This is a genomic window from Dyella koreensis, from assembly GCF_044904565.1.
In the GTDB taxonomy this organism is placed as follows: Bacteria; Pseudomonadota; Gammaproteobacteria; order Xanthomonadales; family Rhodanobacteraceae; genus Dyella_D; species Dyella_D koreensis.
In genome coordinates, this window is the sequence record NZ_JADIKD010000011.1 from 298,870 (window position 1) to 318,293 (window position 19,424).

Annotated in this window: 22 protein-coding genes; 7 read left to right on the forward strand and 15 right to left on the reverse strand. The window is 62.4% G+C overall.

All coding sequences use genetic code 11. The features are described from left to right. Positions 1-4: 4 nt before the first annotated feature. Positions 5-946 carry a CmcJ/NvfI family oxidoreductase gene (locus tag ISS97_RS13400; RefSeq protein WP_379984007.1) on the reverse strand — a complete coding sequence of 314 codons (942 nt, stop codon included), beginning with the start codon at positions 944-946 and terminating at the stop codon, positions 5-7. Positions 947-1,065: 119 nt separating this feature from the next. Next, positions 1,066-1,971, reverse strand: a complete 906-nt coding sequence (locus tag ISS97_RS13405; RefSeq protein ID WP_379984008.1) for a LysR substrate-binding domain-containing protein — start codon at positions 1,969-1,971, stop codon at positions 1,066-1,068. Between the two features lie 129 nt (positions 1,972-2,100). Between ISS97_RS13405 and ISS97_RS13410 the strand changes: the two genes are divergently transcribed. Both ISS97_RS13410 and ISS97_RS13415 read left to right on the forward strand, forming a co-directional pair. Next, positions 2,101-2,730: a glutathione S-transferase family protein gene (locus ISS97_RS13410; RefSeq protein ID WP_379984009.1), complete on the forward strand. Its 630-nt coding sequence runs from the start codon at positions 2,101-2,103 to the stop codon at positions 2,728-2,730. After that, positions 2,727-3,848 (forward strand): SLC13 family permease, encoded by a 1,122-nt coding sequence (locus ISS97_RS13415; protein ID WP_379984010.1) that lies wholly within the window; start codon positions 2,727-2,729, stop codon positions 3,846-3,848. Before ISS97_RS13410 ends, ISS97_RS13415 begins: the two co-directional genes overlap by 4 nt. On the opposite strand, the gene ISS97_RS13420 is transcribed toward ISS97_RS13415, so the two are convergent. Next, positions 3,849-4,625 carry a GIN domain-containing protein gene (locus ISS97_RS13420; protein WP_379984011.1) on the reverse strand — a complete coding sequence of 259 codons (777 nt, stop codon included), beginning with the start codon at positions 4,623-4,625 and terminating at the stop codon, positions 3,849-3,851. A 132-nt stretch (positions 4,626-4,757) separates the two neighbouring features. Here ISS97_RS13420 and ISS97_RS13425 point away from each other — a divergent pair, with 132 nt between their 5' ends. Continuing rightward, positions 4,758-5,300 (forward strand): hypothetical protein, encoded by a 543-nt coding sequence (locus ISS97_RS13425; protein ID WP_379984012.1) that lies wholly within the window; start codon positions 4,758-4,760, stop codon positions 5,298-5,300. A 249-nt stretch (positions 5,301-5,549) separates the two neighbouring features. Here the strand turns inward: ISS97_RS13425 and mazG are convergent, their stop codons facing one another. The 5 genes from mazG to ISS97_RS13450 all read right to left on the reverse strand — a co-directional run bounded on the left by mazG (position 5,550) and on the right by ISS97_RS13450 (position 9,454). Next, positions 5,550-6,365, reverse strand: a complete 816-nt coding sequence (gene mazG, locus ISS97_RS13430; RefSeq protein ID WP_379984014.1) for a nucleoside triphosphate pyrophosphohydrolase — start codon at positions 6,363-6,365, stop codon at positions 5,550-5,552. Beyond that, positions 6,358-7,185, reverse strand: coding sequence for a 3'(2'),5'-bisphosphate nucleotidase CysQ (gene cysQ, locus ISS97_RS13435; protein WP_379984015.1), 828 nt, complete (start codon positions 7,183-7,185; stop codon positions 6,358-6,360). The genes mazG and cysQ overlap by 8 nt, the downstream gene beginning before the upstream one ends. Continuing rightward, positions 7,182-7,739, reverse strand: coding sequence for an ADP compounds hydrolase NudE (gene nudE, locus ISS97_RS13440; protein WP_379984016.1), 558 nt, complete (start codon positions 7,737-7,739; stop codon positions 7,182-7,184). The genes cysQ and nudE overlap by 4 nt, the downstream gene beginning before the upstream one ends. Positions 7,740-7,856: 117 nt before the next feature. Beyond that, the gene (locus ISS97_RS13445) at positions 7,857-8,681 is read right to left on the reverse strand and encodes an inositol monophosphatase family protein (protein ID WP_379984017.1); all 825 of its coding nucleotides are present in this window, start codon (positions 8,679-8,681) and stop codon (positions 7,857-7,859) included. Next, a complete protein-coding gene (locus tag ISS97_RS13450) occupies positions 8,678-9,454 on the reverse strand; it encodes a type II secretion system protein N (RefSeq protein ID WP_379984018.1) in 777 nt (258 codons plus the stop codon). Before ISS97_RS13450 ends, ISS97_RS13445 begins: the two co-directional genes overlap by 4 nt. Before the next feature lie 201 nt (positions 9,455-9,655). Here ISS97_RS13450 and ISS97_RS13455 point away from each other — a divergent pair, with 201 nt between their 5' ends. Beyond that, on the forward strand, positions 9,656-11,023 hold the full coding sequence (locus ISS97_RS13455) for an adenosylmethionine--8-amino-7-oxononanoate transaminase (RefSeq protein WP_379984059.1): 1,368 nt from the start codon (positions 9,656-9,658) through the stop codon (positions 11,021-11,023). A 261-nt stretch (positions 11,024-11,284) separates the two neighbouring features. Here ISS97_RS13455 and ISS97_RS13460 read toward each other — a convergent pair whose 3' ends face one another. Further along, on the reverse strand, positions 11,285-11,647 hold the full coding sequence (locus ISS97_RS13460; RefSeq protein WP_379984019.1) for a hypothetical protein: 363 nt from the start codon (positions 11,645-11,647) through the stop codon (positions 11,285-11,287). Between the two features lie 174 nt (positions 11,648-11,821). Between ISS97_RS13460 and ISS97_RS13465 the strand changes: the two genes are divergently transcribed. Continuing rightward, positions 11,822-12,556: a 16S rRNA (uracil(1498)-N(3))-methyltransferase gene (locus ISS97_RS13465; RefSeq protein WP_379984020.1), complete on the forward strand. Its 735-nt coding sequence runs from the start codon at positions 11,822-11,824 to the stop codon at positions 12,554-12,556. Between the two features lie 6 nt (positions 12,557-12,562). Here the strand turns inward: ISS97_RS13465 and ISS97_RS13470 are convergent, their stop codons facing one another. Then, on the reverse strand, positions 12,563-14,152 hold the full coding sequence (locus ISS97_RS13470; RefSeq protein ID WP_379984021.1) for an oleate hydratase: 1,590 nt from the start codon (positions 14,150-14,152) through the stop codon (positions 12,563-12,565). A 156-nt stretch (positions 14,153-14,308) separates the two neighbouring features. Continuing rightward, positions 14,309-15,229 (reverse strand): DNA ligase, encoded by a 921-nt coding sequence (locus ISS97_RS13475; RefSeq protein ID WP_379984022.1) that lies wholly within the window; start codon positions 15,227-15,229, stop codon positions 14,309-14,311. Positions 15,230-15,306: 77 nt separating this feature from the next. Here ISS97_RS13475 and ISS97_RS13480 point away from each other — a divergent pair, with 77 nt between their 5' ends. Both ISS97_RS13480 and ISS97_RS13485 read left to right on the forward strand, forming a co-directional pair. Continuing rightward, positions 15,307-15,720: a type II toxin-antitoxin system RelE/ParE family toxin gene (locus ISS97_RS13480; RefSeq protein ID WP_379984023.1), complete on the forward strand. Its 414-nt coding sequence runs from the start codon at positions 15,307-15,309 to the stop codon at positions 15,718-15,720. Further along, positions 15,717-16,019, forward strand: coding sequence for an addiction module antidote protein (locus tag ISS97_RS13485; RefSeq protein WP_379984024.1), 303 nt, complete (start codon positions 15,717-15,719; stop codon positions 16,017-16,019). The genes ISS97_RS13480 and ISS97_RS13485 overlap by 4 nt, the downstream gene beginning before the upstream one ends. Before the next feature lie 7 nt (positions 16,020-16,026). Here ISS97_RS13485 and ISS97_RS13490 read toward each other — a convergent pair whose 3' ends face one another. The 4 genes from ISS97_RS13490 to ISS97_RS13505 form a co-directional block, all read right to left on the reverse strand. Then, on the reverse strand, positions 16,027-16,395 hold the full coding sequence (locus ISS97_RS13490; protein WP_379984025.1) for a hypothetical protein: 369 nt from the start codon (positions 16,393-16,395) through the stop codon (positions 16,027-16,029). 250 nt (positions 16,396-16,645) lie between these two features. Next, complete coding sequence (locus tag ISS97_RS13495; protein WP_379984026.1) at positions 16,646-18,232, reverse strand: DUF4034 domain-containing protein; 1,587 nt, start codon at positions 18,230-18,232, stop codon at positions 16,646-16,648. Between the two features lie 381 nt (positions 18,233-18,613). Continuing rightward, positions 18,614-18,979: a hypothetical protein gene (locus tag ISS97_RS13500; RefSeq protein ID WP_379984027.1), complete on the reverse strand. Its 366-nt coding sequence runs from the start codon at positions 18,977-18,979 to the stop codon at positions 18,614-18,616. Between the two features lie 192 nt (positions 18,980-19,171). Beyond that, positions 19,172-19,423, reverse strand: a complete 252-nt coding sequence (locus ISS97_RS13505; RefSeq protein ID WP_379984028.1) for a hypothetical protein — start codon at positions 19,421-19,423, stop codon at positions 19,172-19,174. Between the last annotated feature and the right edge of the window lies 1 nt (position 19,424).

Sequence of the window (19,424 nt, forward strand, 5' to 3'; positions counted from 1 at the left end):
TGACTCACTCGTAAATCACCAGGCAACGCGTCTCGATGCTTTCGCGCAGCGGTGCATCGGCGGGTGCATGGGGATGATCGAACGCCGCGTGCGGCGTGAAGCGGGCCACGCCGCTCAGTTGCGAGTCGTACTGTTTGAATACCAGCGCCTCGTGACGATCCATCATCGAGAAATAAGACCAGCGATGCCGCAATGCATGCAGTGCGAGATAGATGTCGCCGGTGCGCTTGGGGTAGTGCACATCCGCGCTGACCAGATCCGTCGCGGCCACGGTCCGCGCATCGCATACCGCCAGCGGCGTATCCAGCACGGGACCTTTGATGGAGCGCCAGATATTGACGATGCTGTAGCGTGCACCTCGCATCGCCTCGGCGGCCGGGCCGAGTACAAGATCCCATCGCCGGCGTCCCGATTCCTCGGTGTAGTCGTTGTGGATGCGCCCGTTGGCGGCCGCCGGCCCGCCCTTCGCCGATCGCCCGAAGCCGAGTTCGGCACGATCCGCTTCCCGCCGACGCACCAAGTGGTCGAACACATAGGCGTATTTGGCGCCGGTCGCCGCGCAGGCCAGCTCCGCGGCTTCGGGGTAGTAGCGCCGGACGATCGCGTCGCGGTCAGTGAAGTCGCGCAGCGTGGAAGGAGCATCCCAGAGTTCGAAGCCCTCAGCGTGAACCGAGCTTCGCGTCGACAGAAACCGGGCGTCCGCAATGCGTACTTCGCGCGCCTCGTAACTGCCGCTCTCCCAAGGCGTACCTTCGGGCGGCGGATACGCGTACTGGAATGGCCGCTCCTGCGTAGGCGTGAGATAACTCAGGCGAGCCATGACATAGGGCATGTGCGCCGCCGAGGGCGCATAGCCGCGATCCAACGAGGCCAGGAAAATCTCACCGGAATCGCCGGATCCGATGCGCCCGGACGGGCGGGCTTCGGCAGTGTCGGTCGTGGTCATGGGCGTCACCGGAGATGGAAGATGCATCGCGCACCGATGACGGCATTGGGCGCCCGCCAAGGCACCGCTTCAAACGACTTTTCATGCCATGTCGCATGCATCAAGCGCATGCGAAAAATTCAGGCACCAGCCTCGCGGATCAACCAATCGATAACGGCCTGCACATGAGGGCGCGGCTTCGGCTCGACCTGCAGCAGCCAATAACCGTGGTTCGTCGCCGGCATCGAAGCCGAGGATGACAGGCGCACCAATCGGCGATCGGCCAGCATTGGCCCCAACAGGGCCAGCCGCCCCAGCGCAATGCCCTGCCCCGCCATCGCCGAATGCACCACCTGGTCGTACTGATTGAAGCGCAACACGCCTTTGGGTTTTATCCGGCGCCAGCCGATCGCTTTCGCCCACTCGCTCCAATGCAGCCATGGTCGCTGCGGATCGTCGAATTCCAGCAACACCTGACTCTCAAGTTGCTCGGGCGTGCGCAGGGTGCGCAGCTTCAGCGAAGGGTGCGCCACCGGTGCGACGGTTTCCCCAAACAGGCGAAGCGCACCCTCGGGCGCCGCGGCATCGGCGCAGTAACGGATCGCCAGATCGATGTTCTCCGCGCGCAGATCAACCAGACGATTGTTGGCAGCGATCCGCAGGTCGATCCCCGCATGCGCTTGCTGGAAATGCCCCAATCTCGGCAGCAGCCACAGGCCGGCAACGCCGATGCTCGCGGTAAGCGTGACGGGGCGCCGCTCCTTATGGCCTCCTACAGCCTCGAACGCGTCCTGCAACTGCTGCAAAGCCAGATCCGCGCTCCGGAACAACCGCTCGCCTTCAGCCGTGAATGCGATCGAGCGATGCCCGCGCACCAGCAACCGTACGCCGAGCCGAGCTTCCAGCGCCTGGATCTGCCGGCTCACCGCCGACTGCGTGAGGTAAAGGTCCTCAGCAGCCAGCGTGATGCTCATGCGCCGGCCAACCGCCACGAAACCGCGAATCGGCTCCATCAGCAAGGCCAGGGGAACGAGCGGAGATGACATGCGTGGCCCTCATGCGTACAGGGGGACCGTAGCCGCCGGGGAGCGGAGGGTCAACTCGGGTCGCCGGCCATACGAAGTTCACGGGCAGGCTCTAAGATGCTCGATCGCATCCATCGCCACGGAAGCCCCATGTACACCCTCTACTACTCCCCCGGCACCGCCAGCATGGTTGTCCACCTGGCGCTGCTCGAAATCGGTGCCCCGTACCAGCTCGAGCTGGTGGACTTCGACAAGAAGGCCCAGCGCGACCCCACCTATCTCAAGCTCAATCCCAATGGCCTGGTACCCACGTTGGTCATCGATGGACAGCCACGCGTCGAGTCCGCCGCGTTGCTGACGATGCTGGCCGAACGCCACCCGGAGGCCGGCCTGATGCCTCCTGCGGGTACACCCGAACGCGAGCTATGGCAGCAGTGGGTGGTGTATCTGAGCAACACGCTCATGTCTGCCTACCGCCTGTGGTTCTACCCCGAGGAATTGGGTAACGAGGAACATCCGCCCGCCGTGCGTGCCGCCCTGCAGCGCAAGATCGAAAGCGTGTGGGATCACCTCGACGCCCATCTCGCCGCCCACGGTCCTTATCTGCTCGGCGCTCAGTTCTCCGGCGCGGACCTGCTGCTGACCATGCTGATGCGCTGGTCGCGCAACATGCCGCGCCCGGTCACCGAATGGCCTGCGCTGAAGAACCTCGCCAATCTGGTCCGTGCGCGCCCAAGCTGGAAGAAATTGTACGAACTGGAAGGCCTTACCGAGTGGTGAACAAGCCGACCCACTGGCGCCAGCGCCTCAAGGACGAATGGCTGCTGCTTGCCTTCGGCTTGCTCGCACTGTTGCTTGCGCTGATCGACCCGCATCCGCTTGCCGACCACCAGCGCTGGCTGCAACTGCCGACGCTGGCCGGCTTGCTCGGTTTGCTGATCGCTATCCAGGGCATTCGCGACAGTGGACTGGTGCAGCATCTGGCCGGCGCGCTGGTGGCACGCGCGCATTCGCAACGTGTGATCGGCCTGCTGCTGGTGACGATCACCGCGTTGCTGTCGATGGTGCTGACCAACGACGTAAGCCTGTTCCTGATCGTGCCGCTTACGCTCGCTATCGGCGCCATCTCCAACCTGCCCGTACTGCGCATGGTGATTCTGGAAGCGCTCGCGGTGAACGCGGGCTCCACCTTGAGCCCCATCGGCAACCCGCAGAACCTGCTGCTCTGGCAATACGTGCGATTGCCTTTCGTGCAGTTCGTCACGGCCATGTTGCCGGTGGCGGCGACCATGTTCGCGCTGGTCGCACTGCTGGCCTGGTTCTGGTTGCCCAAGGGGCGCGTCACGCTGCATGCGGAGCAGATCGACGGGCACACCGTGTCTGCGTCGCAAGCGGTGCTTTCCATCGTTGCGCTATTGATGATGGTGCTGATGATGGAGCACGGCCATGCGGTACTGGGCGCTGCGTTGCTGCTGTTGCCGTTCGCCCTGTTCGACTGGCGCCTGCTGGCGCGCGTCGACTGGCTGCTGTTGGCCACCTTCGCCGCGATCTTCCTTGGCCTGGGCCACTTCGCCGAGCTGCCGCTGGTGAAACAGGGATTGGAATCGATCGACTTCAATCAGCCGCTGCGGCTCTACGCGAGCGGCATTCTCGCCTCGCAGCTGATCAGTAATGTGCCGGCTACGGTGTTGTTGATGGAGCGCACGCCGGATGCGATCGCGCTGGCGGTGGCGGTCAATGTCGGCGGCTTCGGTGTGGCCATCGGCTCGCTGGCCAATCTGATCGCCCTGCGCCTGGCGAAACAGCCGCAAGGTCTGCGGCTGTTTCATCTCGTATCCATTCCCTTCCTGCTGGTATGCGCGCCACTGGTCTATCTCGTGTGGCGCTGCCTGGGATGATCAGTCCCGATCGCGCGGGACGTTCACCTTGCCGCGCACACCCGAGTGATTCACATCGCCGCTGCCCTTGGCACCCAGGCTGAGATCGCCGTTGACCTCGCGCACAGTGAGGTCGCCCGAGCCCAGCGTATCGGCTTGCACATTGCCGCCGACACGCGACAGTGCGACGTCGCCCGAACCGATGCTGCCGACGCGCGCATTGCCTTTGATGCCATCGACCTTGAAATCGCCGGAGCCCACGGCGCCGAGGTCGAGGCTGCCGATATCGCTGGCATCGACATCGCCGGAACCGACGCTGGCCGAGAGCGGTCCGGCGATCTTGTTGACGTGCAGATCACCGGAACCGACATGCGCGTCCAGCCGCTGCAGGCCGGTCACCCAAGCGTCGCCAGAGCCGACATTGAGCGTCACGGGTAACAAAGCGGGCACTTTCAGATTGAGCTCGAGGTTGGTGTACGAGCGCCCCGTCAGATTGAACATGATGTGGTCCCTGCTGCCGCCGGCATCCACGATCAGCACATCGCCCTCGCGGCGCTGGGTCACCACCAGGCTGTCCAGCAACTGCTGATCGGAAGCGCAGGCGCGCCCCGTCAGTTCGCCCGTCCGCGCGCCGGCATCGCCGTTGAGATGCAGGTCATAGCTGTGCAAATCCACCTGCAGCGACTTCACCCCGGCCAGATCGAGCTGAAGGTTGCGCGGTGCCTGGAATTTGCAGTCGTCATGGGCCTGCGCAACGAGCGGGGCCAACAGCAGAGCGGCGAGAAATAGATGACGCATAGGGAAGCTCCTGGATGAACGGTCAAGCCTGAGATGCCGGCCGTGCCGAAAAGGTTGCAAGCCACGCCAAGCGGGTCAACCGCCATTCGGCAGGGGCGTTCAAATCGGGAATGCTCATCATGGAGTTGCACGATGTCACGCAAGACCCTGCTCGCTTCCACCCTGGCCTTGCTGCTGGCCGGCACGTCCGCCCTCGGGATCGCACAGGACGCCGCACCCGTGGCACCCGCCGCGCCACAAGCTGCCGCCAAACCCATGCCGCCGGGTGGCGCCAAGCCGGCCAGGATGTTGCGCACCGAGCGCCATGAGCGCGGCCCGGACAACGACGGCCCCGACTTCGGCGGCCGCGGTTTCGGTCCGGAATCACCCGTGATCTCGGATCTACGCGCGCTGGAGCGCCTGTACATGACCCAGGGCCGCATCAAGGAGCTGCCCGCGCTCTACAACGCCGTGCTGGCCAAATCGCAGGACCCGCGCGTGCGCACCTACGTTTACCACCAGCTGGCCCGCACGCAGATGGTGCCGGCCAATGCGGACCAGGCCATCGCCACGCTCCGCAAGAGCCTGGACGAAAACCTGGCCAACGAAGCCAAGCGTCGCGAAGAAATGGAAAAGATGCGCGCCGCGTGGGAACAGCATCGCGCCGACAAGACACCGCCGCCTCCGGCGCAGTAAGCCATGCCCCAGTTCAAATAACGAGAAAGGAAACACAGACAACGCTGTGTGCCCGCACAGTCGGATGGAACTTAAGGCGCGAGGACCCCAGACCTCGCGCCTTCTTTGTCTTGGTGGAACGGTAGGAGCCCACCTTGTGGGCGAAAGCCCTGCAAGGCAGGGCCGCTCTGTTCTCATCATGTGGCAAAAGCGGCCCTGCCTTGCAGGGCTTTCGCGCACAGGGTGCGCTCCTACCACGGGGCGGAACAATCAGCCGGTGACTTTCTCGCCGCGCTTGGCTTGCTGCCATAGCGCTTCCTGCGCGTCCAGACTGCGCTCCGCCAAAGGCGTGCCTTCGGCATGGGCGATGGCTTCCATCTCGCGGAAGCGCCGCTCGAACTTGGCGTTCGCATGACGCAGCGCCTGAGAGAAATCGACATCCGCGTGCCGCGCGAGATTCACCACCACAAACAGCACGTCGCCGATCTCGTCCTGGAGGCGCGCCTTGTCAGCACCTGCTGCAAACTCGGCGCGAACTTCTTCCGCCTCCTCGACCAGCTTGTCCAACACGGGATGGGCATCCGGCCAATCGAAACCCACTTTAGCCGCGCGCTGCTGCAACTTGAGCGCGCGCTTCCACTCCGGCAGGCCACGTGACACGCCAGCCAGCGCACTGTCGTCGTGCTGCTCGCCCTTGGCGGCACGCTCTTCCGCCTTGATCGCTTCCCACGCTTCCTTCTGCGCCTCGACGTCGTCGTAGCTGACATCGCCGAACACGTGCGGATGGCGGCGGATCATCTTGTCGCTGATGGCATGGGCGACATCGGCAAAATCGAACAGACCGGCTTCCTTGGCCATCTGCGCATGGAACACCACCTGCAGCAGCAGGTCGCCAAGCTCATCGCGCAGATCGTGCCAATCCTTGCGATCGATTGCGTCGGCGACTTCGTACGCTTCCTCGATGGTGTACGGCGCGATGGTGGCGAAGTCCTGCTGCACATCCCATGGACAGCCCCGCTGCGGATCGCGCAGGCGCGCCATGATGGCGAGCAAGTCGTCGAGGTTGTGCTTGGTCGTGTCAGTCATTGGCGTCCAGGTCGGCCGCACGCAGGCGTACGGCCCAGTCGATGGCCGTGTCGCCCACGGCGAGGAATTCCGGGTTGATCAGCGAATCGCCACGGTTGTAGCGCAATGGGCGCCCCGCTAGGTCCAGCACCGCGCCACCGGCGGCTTCGAGCACGCATTGGGCGGCGGCGGTATCCCATTCACTGGTGGCGCCGCGACGCAAATAGACGTCCGCATCGCCGCGCGCCAACAGGCAGAACTTCAGTGAAGAACCCATGGGCGATTCAAGATAGTCGTCACCCAGCAGCTCCTGCAGCAGAACAGCGCCATGACTGCCGTGCGAGCGGCTGCCCGCCACTACCGGCGGACTGGCCAGCGATCGTGTAGCGATGCGCTCCCAGGGAGCTGAAGCACTAACCTGTCGCCAGGCGCCACCACCGCGCTCGGCGGCATAGAGGTCGCCCGTCACCGGCGCCAACACCACGCCGAGCACCGGCGCATGCTGATCGATCAAGGCGATGTTGACGGTGAACTCACCATTGCGCTTCACGAATTCGCGCGTGCCGTCGAGCGGGTCGACCAACCAGTAGCGCGTCCATGTCTGGCGCTGCGCCCACGACGCGATGCGTGCCTCTTCCGACAAGACCGGCAGCACCTCATCGAGCTGCGCCAACCCGGCGGCAATCACGCGCTGCGCGGCAAGATCGGCGGCCGTGACCGGCGAGCGGTCGGACTTGTGCTGCACCTCGAAGTCCTGGCTATAGACCTCAAGGATGGCGGCAGCGGCGGCGCGTGCGATGTCGCCGATCTGCAATAACAACGGAGAGACGGGCGACTTCATGCCGGCTTGAAACGGCCAGCGAGGTACTCGCGGGCCATGAACAGTGCTGCGATGGAACGGCCTTCAGTCACGTCGTCGCGAGCAATCAGCTCATGCAGGTTCGCCAGCTTCCACGGCACCACTTCGAGCTCTTCCGGCTCGTCGCCTTCGAGCCGCTCGGGATACAGATCCTGCGCCAGCACCACATGCGCCATGTGCGTCATGTACGAGGGCGACAGCGACAGGTTGTGCAGGATTTTCAGCTGGCGCGCGCCGTAGCCGATCTCTTCCTTCAACTCGCGATCGGCCCCCTGCTCGGCGGTCTCGTCCTGATCCAGCCGTCCCTTGGGCAGGCTGAGTTCGTAACGGCCCACGCCAGCGCCGTATTCGCGCACCAGCAGCACGGTTTCGTCGTCCAGCATGGGCACGATGATCACTGCGCCCAGGCCGCCGCCCTTCAGGCGCTCGTAGGTACGGCGTTCGCCGTTGGAGAACTCCAGGTCGAGCTGCTCGACATGCAGGAAATGGCTGTCGTGCACATCACGGGTGGCATGGATGATCGGTGGTTTGCGCATCGGAACATTCTAGAGCCTGTTCAGAATCTCCGCCCGCTCCTTGTAGGAGCCCACCCTGTGGGCGAAAGCCCTGCGTAGCAGGGCCGCATTTGCCACAAGGAAAGGAAAGCGGCCCTGCTACGCAGGGCTTTCGCCCACAGGGTGGGCTCCTACAAGCGGTTGCGCGGCTGCGCGAAGGCGGGCCAGCGTATGCCTATGCAGCGCAGGGGTGCCCGCCAGCACACTGGTGGAATCCAGAGTAAGCGGTTGGCCGTCCAGGTCGGTAAACACACCACCCGCCTCGCGCACGATCACCGCCAGCGCCGCCACGTCGAGAATATTGACGTCCGACTCGATCACCAGATCCAGCCCGCCCCGCGCCAGCAAGTGGTAATGGCAGAAGTCCCCATAACCGCGGATGCGATTGCTGTCGCGGATCATGGCGCCCAGCTCGTCCCAGCGCGCATCGCGGGTCAGCGATTTGATATTGCCGGTGGAGATCGACGCCTGCGCCATCGCCTCGGTCGCCGCCACATGCACGCGCTCGCCCTCGAACCAGGTGCCGCCGCCCGCGCTCGCCCACATCGTTTCGCCATAGATCGGCGCACTCGATACGCCCAGCACCAGCTCGCCCCGCTGCATCAGTGCGATCTGGGTGGAGAAGAACGGCGTACGGCGCACGAAACTCTTGGTGCCGTCGAGCGGGTCGACCAGCCAGAGCAGCTCCTGCGTGCCGCCGTCGTGGCCGAATTCTTCGCCATAGATCGCCGCTTCGGGCAGCGCCTCGTGCAATACCTTGCGGATCGCCAGCTCGGCCTCGCGATCGGCAACGGTGACGGGCGTAGCATCGCTTTTTAGCTCCACCGCGACACCGCGGCGCCAGTAATGGCGAATCACTTCGCCCGCGGCTTCCGCCGCTTCGCGCGCTGCATGCAGGGCCGTGGACAGATTCAACGAGCTCATTTCTTCCCCTTGGAAGCAGCCGCGATGCCGCCGCTGCGTTGAACATGCATGGTGCCATCCGCACCGGTCGACCCGAAACCGGCAAGCCACTGGCTCAGCGCCGGATCGGGCTGACGGGGCTTGGCCTTGATGTCGTAGCGCCAGCCGAGCGGACTCAGGTCGAACTGGCCGGACAGTTGCAGCGGGCCGTTGCCGTCGTCCTGCAGCGTGGCCTGCACCACGCCGCCCTCGCCCTGCGCCTGCAACTGCAGGTTGCCCAAGCCGAAAATATGGTCCTGACCCAGCAGGCGAGCCTCGTCCCAATGCGCCTTCGCGTCGAGATCCAGCGGCCAGCGGCCTTGCAGCACCAGCCGCGCCACGTCGATCGCCAACAGGCCACGCAAGCGGCTGCCAACCGGAAGGAAGCGCTCCGACAGCGTTACCAGGTCGCTTTCGATATGCAGCGCGCTCCATTCCTCCCGCCGCGCATCGAGCTTATGCATCTGGCCACGGAAACGGCCCCACGCACCGAACAACTCCACCCCGAGCTGCGTGTCCCCGATCAGGGCGCGCCGCGAGAGCGTCCAGTCCAGCCGCCCCAGGTCGCTGCCATCGACAGCCAGCACTTTGTCGGCATGTCCCTGCCACACCGTGCCGCTGAGCCCTTCCAGACGCAGGCCGTGCAGGCGCGCCTCCAGCTGCGGCTTTACCCACGACGCAGGCAGGAAGGCCACCAAGGCCCCCAGGGCAAGCAGCACAACAAACAGGGCCAGAGCGGCGCGCGACCGGTTCAAACGTCTCTCCCAGTTAACAGGTATCTCTCAAGCCCGTCATTCCGGCGCAGGCCGGAATCCAGTGAAGCATGCGTGCGCAGCACACAAAGCCGCTTATGAGTGCTTCGCACAGGCTTTTTGACTGGATTCCGGCCTGCGCCGGAATGACGAGCTCAGGCAGCAGGCTTGAGCCGCCGTATGCCGAACAACGATCATAACCGGATGACCCCGAACGAAAGCCGCAACCGCGCCCTCGCCGCGCGCGACCTACGCCACCTGTGGCACCCCTGCACCCAAATGCATGACCACGCCGGCACCGTACCGATGCTGCCCATCGTGCGCGGTGAAGGCGCCTGGCTGGTCGACGCCGACGGCAAGCGCTACCTGGACGGCATCAGCTCGTGGTGGACCAATCTGTTCGGCCACGCCAACCCGCGCATCGGCGCGGCCTTGAAGCAACAGCTCGACACGCTGGAGCACGTGATCTTCGCCGGCTTCACCCACGAGCCCGCCATCGAACTGGCTGAAGAACTGGTGCGGATCACGCCGGCCGGCCTGGATCGCGTCTTCCTGGCCGACAACGGTTCGGCCGCGATCGAAGTGGCGCTCAAGATGAGCTTCCACTACTGGCTCAATCAGGGCCATGGCGAGAAAACCCGTTTCATCGCACTTACCGGCAGCTACCACGGCGAGACGCTCGGCGCGCTCTCGGTGAGCGACGTGGCGCTGTATCGCAAGACCTATGCGCCCCTGCTGCTCACCCCCATCCTCGCGCCCTGCCCCGATACCTACGAAGCCGAGCCGGGCGAAAGCCCCGAAGCCTGCGCGCAACGCCGGCTGGGCGAACTGCGCACATTGCTCGAACGCCATGCCCACGAAACCTGCGCGGTGATCGTGGAACCGCTGGTGCAATGCGCCGGCGGCATGCGCATGTACCACCCCGCGTACCTGACCGGCCTGCGCGCACTGTGCGACGAGTTCAAGGTGCATTTCATCGCCGACGAGATCGCCGTGGGATTCGGCCGTACCGGTACGTTGTTCGCCTGCGAGCAGGCGCATGTGTCGCCCGACTTCATGTGTCTGTCCAAGGGGCTCACCGGCGGCTTCCTGCCGTTGTCAGCCGTGCTCACTACGAACTCCGTCTACGACGCGTTCTATGCCGAGTACAACGCCGGCAAGGCGTTTCTTCACTCACATAGCTACACCGGCAATCCGCTGGCCTGCCGCGCGGCGCTGGCCACCTTGCAGATCTTCCGCGACGAACCGGTGCTGGAACGCAACCGCGCCCTCGCTGCTCATCTGGCTTACCGCCTCGCACCGTTACGCGATCACCCGCATGTGGCTGACGTACGCCAGACCGGCATGATTGCCGCGGTGGAACTGGTGCAGGACAAGGCGACCCGCCGTCCTTATGCCGCTGAAGACCGTCGCGGGCTGCGTGTGTATTTGCACGGACTGGAACATGGCGCCCTGTTGCGTCCGCTGGGCAACGTCATCTACTTCATGCCGCCTTATGTGGTTTCGGAGCAGGAGATTGATCATCTCGTTGACGTTGCCGTCGCTGGCATCGCGCTGGCTGTAGACGTCTAAACCGCTAAGAGCTCGCAAGACTTGCGGCCCTGTCGCAAGGGCTTACCCCCTCCCAGCCTCCCCCTGCGAGCAGGGGGAGGAGCCAAGGGCTCGTGACAACCTACCCCCTCCATTGCTTGCAGGGAAAAGAGCCAAAGGCTTGCGACAACTTGCTCCCTCCCCTGCTCGCGACGCGAAGCTAGTCCCGTGGGACAGGGGAGGGTTGGGGAGGGGTGAGTACTTGAGAAAACGTTTCGGAGAGGGTTTCTCAAGCCTCCAACCTCAATGCCCGCGCGTCGTAATACTCGGATCCAACTTCTCCAACGCAGGCCCCAGATCCCGCTCACCAGTACGGTCAATGTCATCCTTGGTATAAACCCGCCCGGCGATCGGCAGGCACTTCCCTTTCTTCGCCTTGATCAAACTGCCCGTTTCGCGCAGGCAATTTCGATCGTTGACCTTGGCAGCCGACTTATCTGTCTTGTCGTTGGCGTTAGCTGGATCGGGCTTGTAAGGACTGGTCTCCAGACCCTCGACCCGATGCGTGCGGGCATCGGTCGATGTGGCCTGGGTGCTCTGCGCAAAGGCACTGGCGCTTCCCAGCGCCACGAGCAACGTGGTGGCAATAATGGCTGGTTTGAACATGACATCGAACCTCATGAAAGGCCGTGGGGGACGGGCATCCAGCATGCTGCGCCTGATCCGGCCATGCCGGCAACGGCCGGAGCCCGGACATCTCGCGAAAATTCAGCTTCGCCAGCGCCTCGGCTATCCTCTTCGCCCTGTCTGAATGCCTTTCCGCCGAGTCGTTGAACCGCCATGCGCACTATCCGTATCCACGTCGATCAGCCCCTCGCCCCCGGCCAGGAACTGACCTTGCCGAGCCAGGCTGGCGAACATGTGGCGCGTGTGCTGCGCATGGTGGCCGGCGACGAACTCACCCTGTTCAACGGCGACGGCCATGACTACCTCGCCATCCTTGCTGCCGTGGGCAAGCGCGAAGTAAGTGTGAGCGTGCAGTCCGCACAGCCCGTGGATAACGAGTCGCCGTTGTCCCTCACCCTCGCCCAAGGTGTCGCACGCGGGGAAAAGATGGATCTGATCGTGCAGAAGGCCACCGAGCTGGGTGTCGCTCGCATCGTGCCGCTGCTCACCGAACGCTCTGAAGTAAAGCTCGACCCAAGCCGTGCCGAAAAGCGCCTCGCTCACTGGCGGGCCGTAGCCGCCAGCGCCTGCGAGCAGAGTGGCCGTGCGCGCGTACCGGAAGTGGTCGCCGCCCTGCCCCTGGAAACCTGGCTGCGCGACCTGCGTGACGACAGCGCGCTGCGCTTGGCCCTGTTGCCCGATGGCGATACGCAGGCACGCACACTGTCGTTCGATACCACTGGCGGCATCTTGGTTGTTGGCCCCGAGGGCGGCCTGGGCGAGCGCGATGTTACGGCGCTACGCGCGGCCCGCTTCCAGGGTTTGCGCCTGGGGCCGCGCATCCTGCGCACAGAAACGGCCGGCCTTGCCGCGCTGGCGGCGCTGCAGGCTCTGCACGGCGACATCTAACGCTCGCTAAGCCATGTCGTGCAGCGCCCGGAATGCAGCGAAAAGATGCCGCGGGTCGTACTGCCCCTTGTAGACAGCCGGCGGCTCTTTTTTCAGATCGAGCAACGTGTAGACCGCGGTCATCGCCGAACGCACCGAGTACTCCACGGTAAACACCACATCATCCGGCTGCTCGCAGAACTGGCCGACGATGGCGAGATTGCGGTAACCCTCCGGCCGTATCGCCGGGCGATCGCCATGCTTCCTGCGCAGGAACTGACTGGTAATGAACGGCATCATGCAAGGCAGGCAGATGCTGTTCTGGAGAATGGCCTCAGCCTGATCGACAAAGCCGAACTGACCCAACAACTCCGTCATCAGCTCGCGACCGCTGCAATCCGCCATCGGCTTCTTCACAAAGTCACCGGGCTTGTCCACCGCCAAGCCATACCCCCACAACACCTGCACGTCCTCCGGCTGGCCGATGAAATGCGGTTGATGCGGCAACACCACCGACATCAGCCACGCAGAGTCGGCGAACGTCACCAGACCACCTTCGCCGGGCACGTTGCCGGTGAACTCCATGATCTTCCGGAACAACAAGGGATCTTTCATCGTCGCCGTGAACGACACCCACCTGGACTCATCCACGTGACCCGCGAACGCCGCCGGGCTGCCTAGCTCGGGCCGCCACTTGGCCACCTTCTCCCATAGTGCCCACGCGCCGCCATCACGCCTGCCGAGCATCTTGGGCGCCTCGCCCATCGTGCCCATGCTGGATGCTTCGGTCATCGAGCCCAGGGTAGCGATCACCAGATCGTCCGGACCCACCGCGATCTCATCGGCAACGCCATCGCGCAGGCAGCGAATCGCATAGACCACCGTTTCATCCTGGTCATCCGAAAGCCCCAGGTCGGTGACCTGGCAGTCCATCCGGAACACCACGCCGCGCTCTTCTAGCCAGCGACGCAACGGCAGCACCAGCGAGTCGTACTGGTTGTATACCGTGCGCATGATGCCCTGCAGCTCGTTGAACCCCTGCACCATATGCGTGAACCGCAACAGGTAACGCCGGAACTCCGCCGCGCTATGCCACGGCTGGAACGCAAACGTGGTGCACCACATCAGCCAGAAATTGGTCTGAAAGAAATCATCGCCAAAATGATCGGAAATGCTGGTCGCACCGAGCAATGCCTCCGGCTCCATGGCCAACTTTTCCAGCGCCAGAATGTGCCGTTCGGCAAGACCGAATTCGGGCGCGTCGATCTTGTGTCTACCACGCACCAGCCGCGACTTTGAGCGCGTCTGCATGACCCGGTTCCACTCAAAGATCTCCTGCGTGACGGTCTGCTTCTTGTCGAGCGTGGGGATCGAATCAAACAGATCGTAGGTGCAGAGGTATTTGCTCTCGATCATGCGGCCGCCGCGAACCACATAGCCGTGCTCGGCGTCGCCCGAGCCGTCCAGGCTCCCGCCGAGGCGCCGGAGTTCTTCATAAATCGTGATGTTCTGCCCCGGCAGATCGCCATCGCGAATCAGTATCGCCGCCGCCGCCAAAGAGGCGATGCCGCCACCGATAAGGTGGGCCCGGGTCATGCTGCGATCTGGCTTCGACATATCCATTCCTGACGCCAACCGACAAGGCGGCCTGACACCAATCTAGTCAGCACGACCTCCGCCCATCTTGAGCTGCGTCAAGTTCGAGTCACTTAAGGCGGCGACAAACGCCACGCGACACCCACATAAGCCCACACCGGTCGCGCCGGAAGGTGCTTACTCCCGAACCCGTAGGAAACTCGCGAAGCGCGGCTTGCCCGCTGGCGTCATGCCACGAAACCGATAAGTCACCTGACTCCCCACAGCCGGCGGATGCCGGCGCTGCTCATCCGTAAACCCCGTACCAAGACGAAACTGCGCTCCATCGGGCATCTCCACCAACAGCGACCCCATCATGCCGGCGTATTTACCCTTGCCGGGCAAATGCGCAACCACACGAGCCTCGGCGTCTTCATACGGCTTGTATTTCAGCAAATCGTCGCTGCGGACGGCGCGATACAACGATGCTCCGCGGTGCAATACCAAGCCTTCGCCGCCCTCTTTAACTACTCGAGCAAGCTCCGCCTCCAACGCAGCCTCGTCGGCCACCTTGTATTGCCGCACCGCCTGCACCCACGGAACGTTCAGCTGAGTAACCAACCCATGAAGCGCCGGAATGCGCTCATCAAATATCCCGGGATGCCCCGGCAGATCGAACACCATGAAGCGCATACGCCGCCAAGCCGCATCGTCAGCAGGTTCCTGGCGAATGGTGGCTGACGCGACATCAAACTTTCCGCGCCCGGCCCAAAGCTCACCATCCATCGGCGTCCTGGGCCAATGCGCAGTGAACCAAGCGGGCGCATGGATCACTGCGCCGCTGCGAGCCAGAAGCTGCTCACCGTCCCAGTAGCCGCGCACGCCATCGTATTTTTCGCTCACCCAATACGCATCGAGCTTGATACCCGCGTGATAGACATTCGCCAGCATCACGGGCGCGGTGTTGTTGCCCGCGTTACAGGTCGGACTGACGAGTAGCCCGATTAGCATCAAGAGTGCGTGGAGTATGCGGAGCCATCGAACGAATCGCTGCATGACGTTTGCCGGAACGAAGCGTTGTGGAACATCGACAGGATCGAGACATGGCAGCTGCGGCATGGTGCTTGCGCTCGGGATGCGGAAGCCAAGCGTGCGATTACCAAGTTTGGGCGTCTGTCAGAAAGCGCCGCCACCGCATGACGGAGCCGCCCTCCTGCTTTCTGTCGATACACCGCCGCTCTCCGTCGCTTGAGCAAGTCCAGCGGCATGCAGAGCGCCATAAATCGATTGCGGAAATGTATCCTGTAGGCTACACTTCCGTCGTGAAGATCGAACGGACTGCCGAATTCGCCATCTGGCTGGATAGCCTGAAAGACTTGGAGGGCCGTGCCCGCATTCAAGCGCGTATCGCACGCTTGGCGGACGGTAACCCGGGACAGTCGCGCCACCTGACCGGCGGCGTGTCTGAGTTGAAAATCGATATTGGCCCGGGCTATCGCGTGTATTACACGCAGCGCGGCAACGTTCTCATCATCCTGCTTTGCGGCGGCAACAAGTCCACTCAGCAAGCGGATATCCGCAGAGCTCAAGCCATGGTGAAACAGCTATGACTACCAAGAAACTCAAAACCGTTTCCTACGATGTTGCCGAGCACCTGCGCACCCCGGAAGAGATGGCGCTGTATCTCGATGCCTGCATTGCCGAAAGCGACGGTGACGCCGCCTTCATCGCCAAGGCGCTGGGCGACATCGCCCGCGCTCAAGGCATGTCCAAAGTCGCGAAGGATGCTGGCGTATCGCGAGAGAGCCTTTACAAAGCGCTGTCAGGCGAACGCAACCCGGATTTCTCGACCATCCTCAAAGTGACCCGCGCACTTGGTGTGCAGCTGCACGCTACCGCTGCTCAATAAGAAAGACTCACACCTGGCGGGATGGCTCGTTCACATCGCCCCCGGGCACATCAAGCAAGGCCTGACTCAACACCTCGGCACGCTCGCTCAACACATAAAGCGCGGCAAACAAACCCTCGGTCGTCTGCGCATCCAACGGCCAATGCCCGGGCTCGACCCGCTGACTGTGCACCTGGGTATCACGTAACGCTTCGTTGTTGGCGAGGATGCGCGTGAGCGCGTGCAGACCCATCGCGATGCCGACGAGCGTGGCGGGAACGCGTTGCCCGGACTCCGCAGCAAGTGCTTCGATCCAGAACGGACGGCCAAGCGGATTGGTAGGTTTGGCAGGTGAAACGTAGGGACGTGCGGATGCCGTATGATCGGGCTTAGCCATCATCAACTCTCGATTAGTTGGTTTTGGTCAGCGGGTCGTATGGGTTGCCGCCCATGCGGCCCGCGTTTTTTCTACCGTGTTGTTGTCGCGATCATCGGCGACATCGCTTGCGAGATAACACCGATGATGGATCGAATGTAGCAAGCGACCCGGCGAGCGTCTGTCAGGTTTAGTCGCGTCGTGATGAGCGTTGATCGATAGGGCGACACGATGGCGCGAGCGATGGATCGATCATTCGTCATGCCACCGACTATCGAAGCTGCATCGCCCGCATCTGAGCCATTGCCCCTTGCTGAGCAGGATCACTTCCGAATCGAGAGATAAAATCGGAGACAGTCTGATCGAGCCCGTCTCGAGGCTGATTTTTCTGAATGCTCGCGCGAAGCAACCAGCCCTGGGGATCGTCTGGACTCACCTGGATAAGCCGATTGGCCACCGCCCAACCCTTATCCCAATCGTGAGTCGATCGCACATAAATGTCTCCAAGTCTCACCAGCGTCCACGTGTCCGTTGGATTCAGACGCAGTGCCCGCTCGTAGTCGTCGACGGCGTGAGAAAAATTTCCGGCTGACTCGTACGCCAAGCCACGCACCTCGAATGCATTCTCATCCTGCGGGCTAAGTGCGATAAGTGCATTACCCTCCGCAAGCGCCCAATCGGATTGACCCACCGCTGGCAGGTCAAATGCGCGACCTGCACGGTGGTCTAGCTTACTGGGATCAAAGCGGAGCACCTGAGAGCGATAGATAACCGAAAGCATGGGGAAGTTGCGATTCTTAGCGGCCCATCCCCCGCTCATCAACATACCCACCGGTGCCGCCTCGGCAAACACCTCTCGGTACAGATTGAACTCGGCTGCAGTGTCACAGCTGCAGTCCTCGACATAAGCTTCGCCACCACTACTTTCCGACGCGAGCAACTTAAGTAAGGGGTTCTTATCAGCGTGGTGCTGCGCGCTGATAATGATGCGTTGCATACCCTCCACCGACCCGCCCCATTTGGGCTGAGCCATCCAGACCAGGCGCGCGTAAATGGTGTAATTGGCCGGGTCGGCAGCAAGGCCACGCTTGGCCGCACTCATTGCGTACGCACCATCGCTTCCCAACGTAGCCGCGTAAATCATCGCCGTGTAGGCCGGAGTCAATTTCGGATTGAGCGTCGCCGCCTGATCCAGGTCTGCACGTGCGCGCTCCAGCAGGCGACTCATCGATTCGAAGGAGCTTTGCGATGTCTTCGACGCGTAGTCGGCTCCGCGTATCTGCTGCGCCATTTGTACGTAAGCCGTACCGCTGGCTGCCAGAGCAAAAGGACTCGCCGGTAACTGGCGTTTCCAGGCGTCCATGAGTGAACGGACTTCCTCCGACCCGTTCCTGAAGTCGATGTTGAACGTACGATCCAATGCCCCCTGCGCACCTGGCTTTGACGCCTGTGCCTCCATAGCCTCGGCCAAACGCCGGTCCAATTCCTCTGCATGACCGGCCTGTATGAGCCGGCGTGCGTCGTCCGGTGTCACCCACGGATCGAACTGATAGTGGCAGTACGCAGAGGTTACGGACTTTGACCAGGTCAGCCCTGGGGGATCCGGGTAGACCAGGCACCGCTGCAGCGGATCGGAAATCGTCTCTGCCTGTCGGGCGGCGGCCAGGAACTGATTGAATTGATCATCACTAAACGGCCGCACGTCCACGTTATGTGGCGGCGTCGGTCGCCTGGCGGCCGGATGCGCGATCAAGGTCACAGGAGGCCGAGTCTCGCTCGGCTGCCAGAGCAGCGCGCAGACCGCGACGCATATCAAGAGCACTCCGACGGCCAACAGCCAGCGCGCACGTGACGTCATGTCCTGCACTCCTTGTCGACCATCACTAAGTTTGGGCATACAAAACCGAGGTCAGGGTGCACTTCTGCAAACAACTCTCACCCTTGCCGGTTGATTGGTCTCGAAAGTTCAACCTGACCCCTGTTTTCGTTTTCTCGGCCATCATCCTCTGGCGGATATTCGTCAGGTAAGAATGGCCACACAACCGCATCCGCCTGAACATCTAGTTGGTTGTGGTTAGCGGGTCGCATGGGTTGCAGCCCATGCGACCCGCGCTTCTTCACTGCATTGGTGCGGTGATCACCGACGCAGCCCTTGATGAGGCTACGTCAGTGCCATCACGAAAAGCGAACCCAGCACCACCTCTCCCGCGCCAGGGCTCGGCCGAGGGCATTCGCCCAGTCAAGACCTAGAGACAATATCCGAGTACGGCATGACGACCAAACCAGCAAAAGCAATGGTACTTACTAGCGAGAAGATGAGAAGCAATGTCGCCGTCTTCGCATTCCTCGCACCACCTCGATACTTGATAAATACCCAAAGTCCGATTGCCACTGCTACAGCCACGATCAGATAAAGAAAAACGCCAAATCTTCCAAAGCTGATCAGGTGCGGCATAAATCCGCCCGCCTTATAAGCCATAGTGACAATGTGATAGACCTGACCCGCGGTATATAAGAACTGCAGGCCGATAACTATCGCAGATGCCAAGAGCATCGCCGCTACAAAAGCAGACTGCATGGCCGTGTTGCTGTTTCTTGCACTCATGGAGTCACCACCAGAGTCACTACCAATTTACCGTAATGCCTGACGGAAGTTCCGACAGGGCCAAGAACCGAGGCGAGAACTCGGAGGCGAGGTGCACTTCTTTCAAAAGGCCTCTCACACTTGTTGGCTGATTGGTCTCGAAAGTTCAACCCGCCCCTGTTTTTGCCTGTTTTGGCTCATTGGTTCAGGCAGCTACAACTGCGGAAACCAAACCCCTCTATTCGATGGCGTGGACATATTCGGTATCACATGCCCTTGATCAAGAGTATTGACATCGACGTCAGCAATCACCTCTAGAATATCTCTCGCTCCAAACACTGAAAAAATCTTCTCGCGCAGCAGGCTCTTGGCGTCGTCTACGTCATAAGCAGTTATCCCACACCCAATATTTAGCACCGAAGGCGTGCTGGTGCTGGACAACCTAAACCAGTAGCGATGCAACATA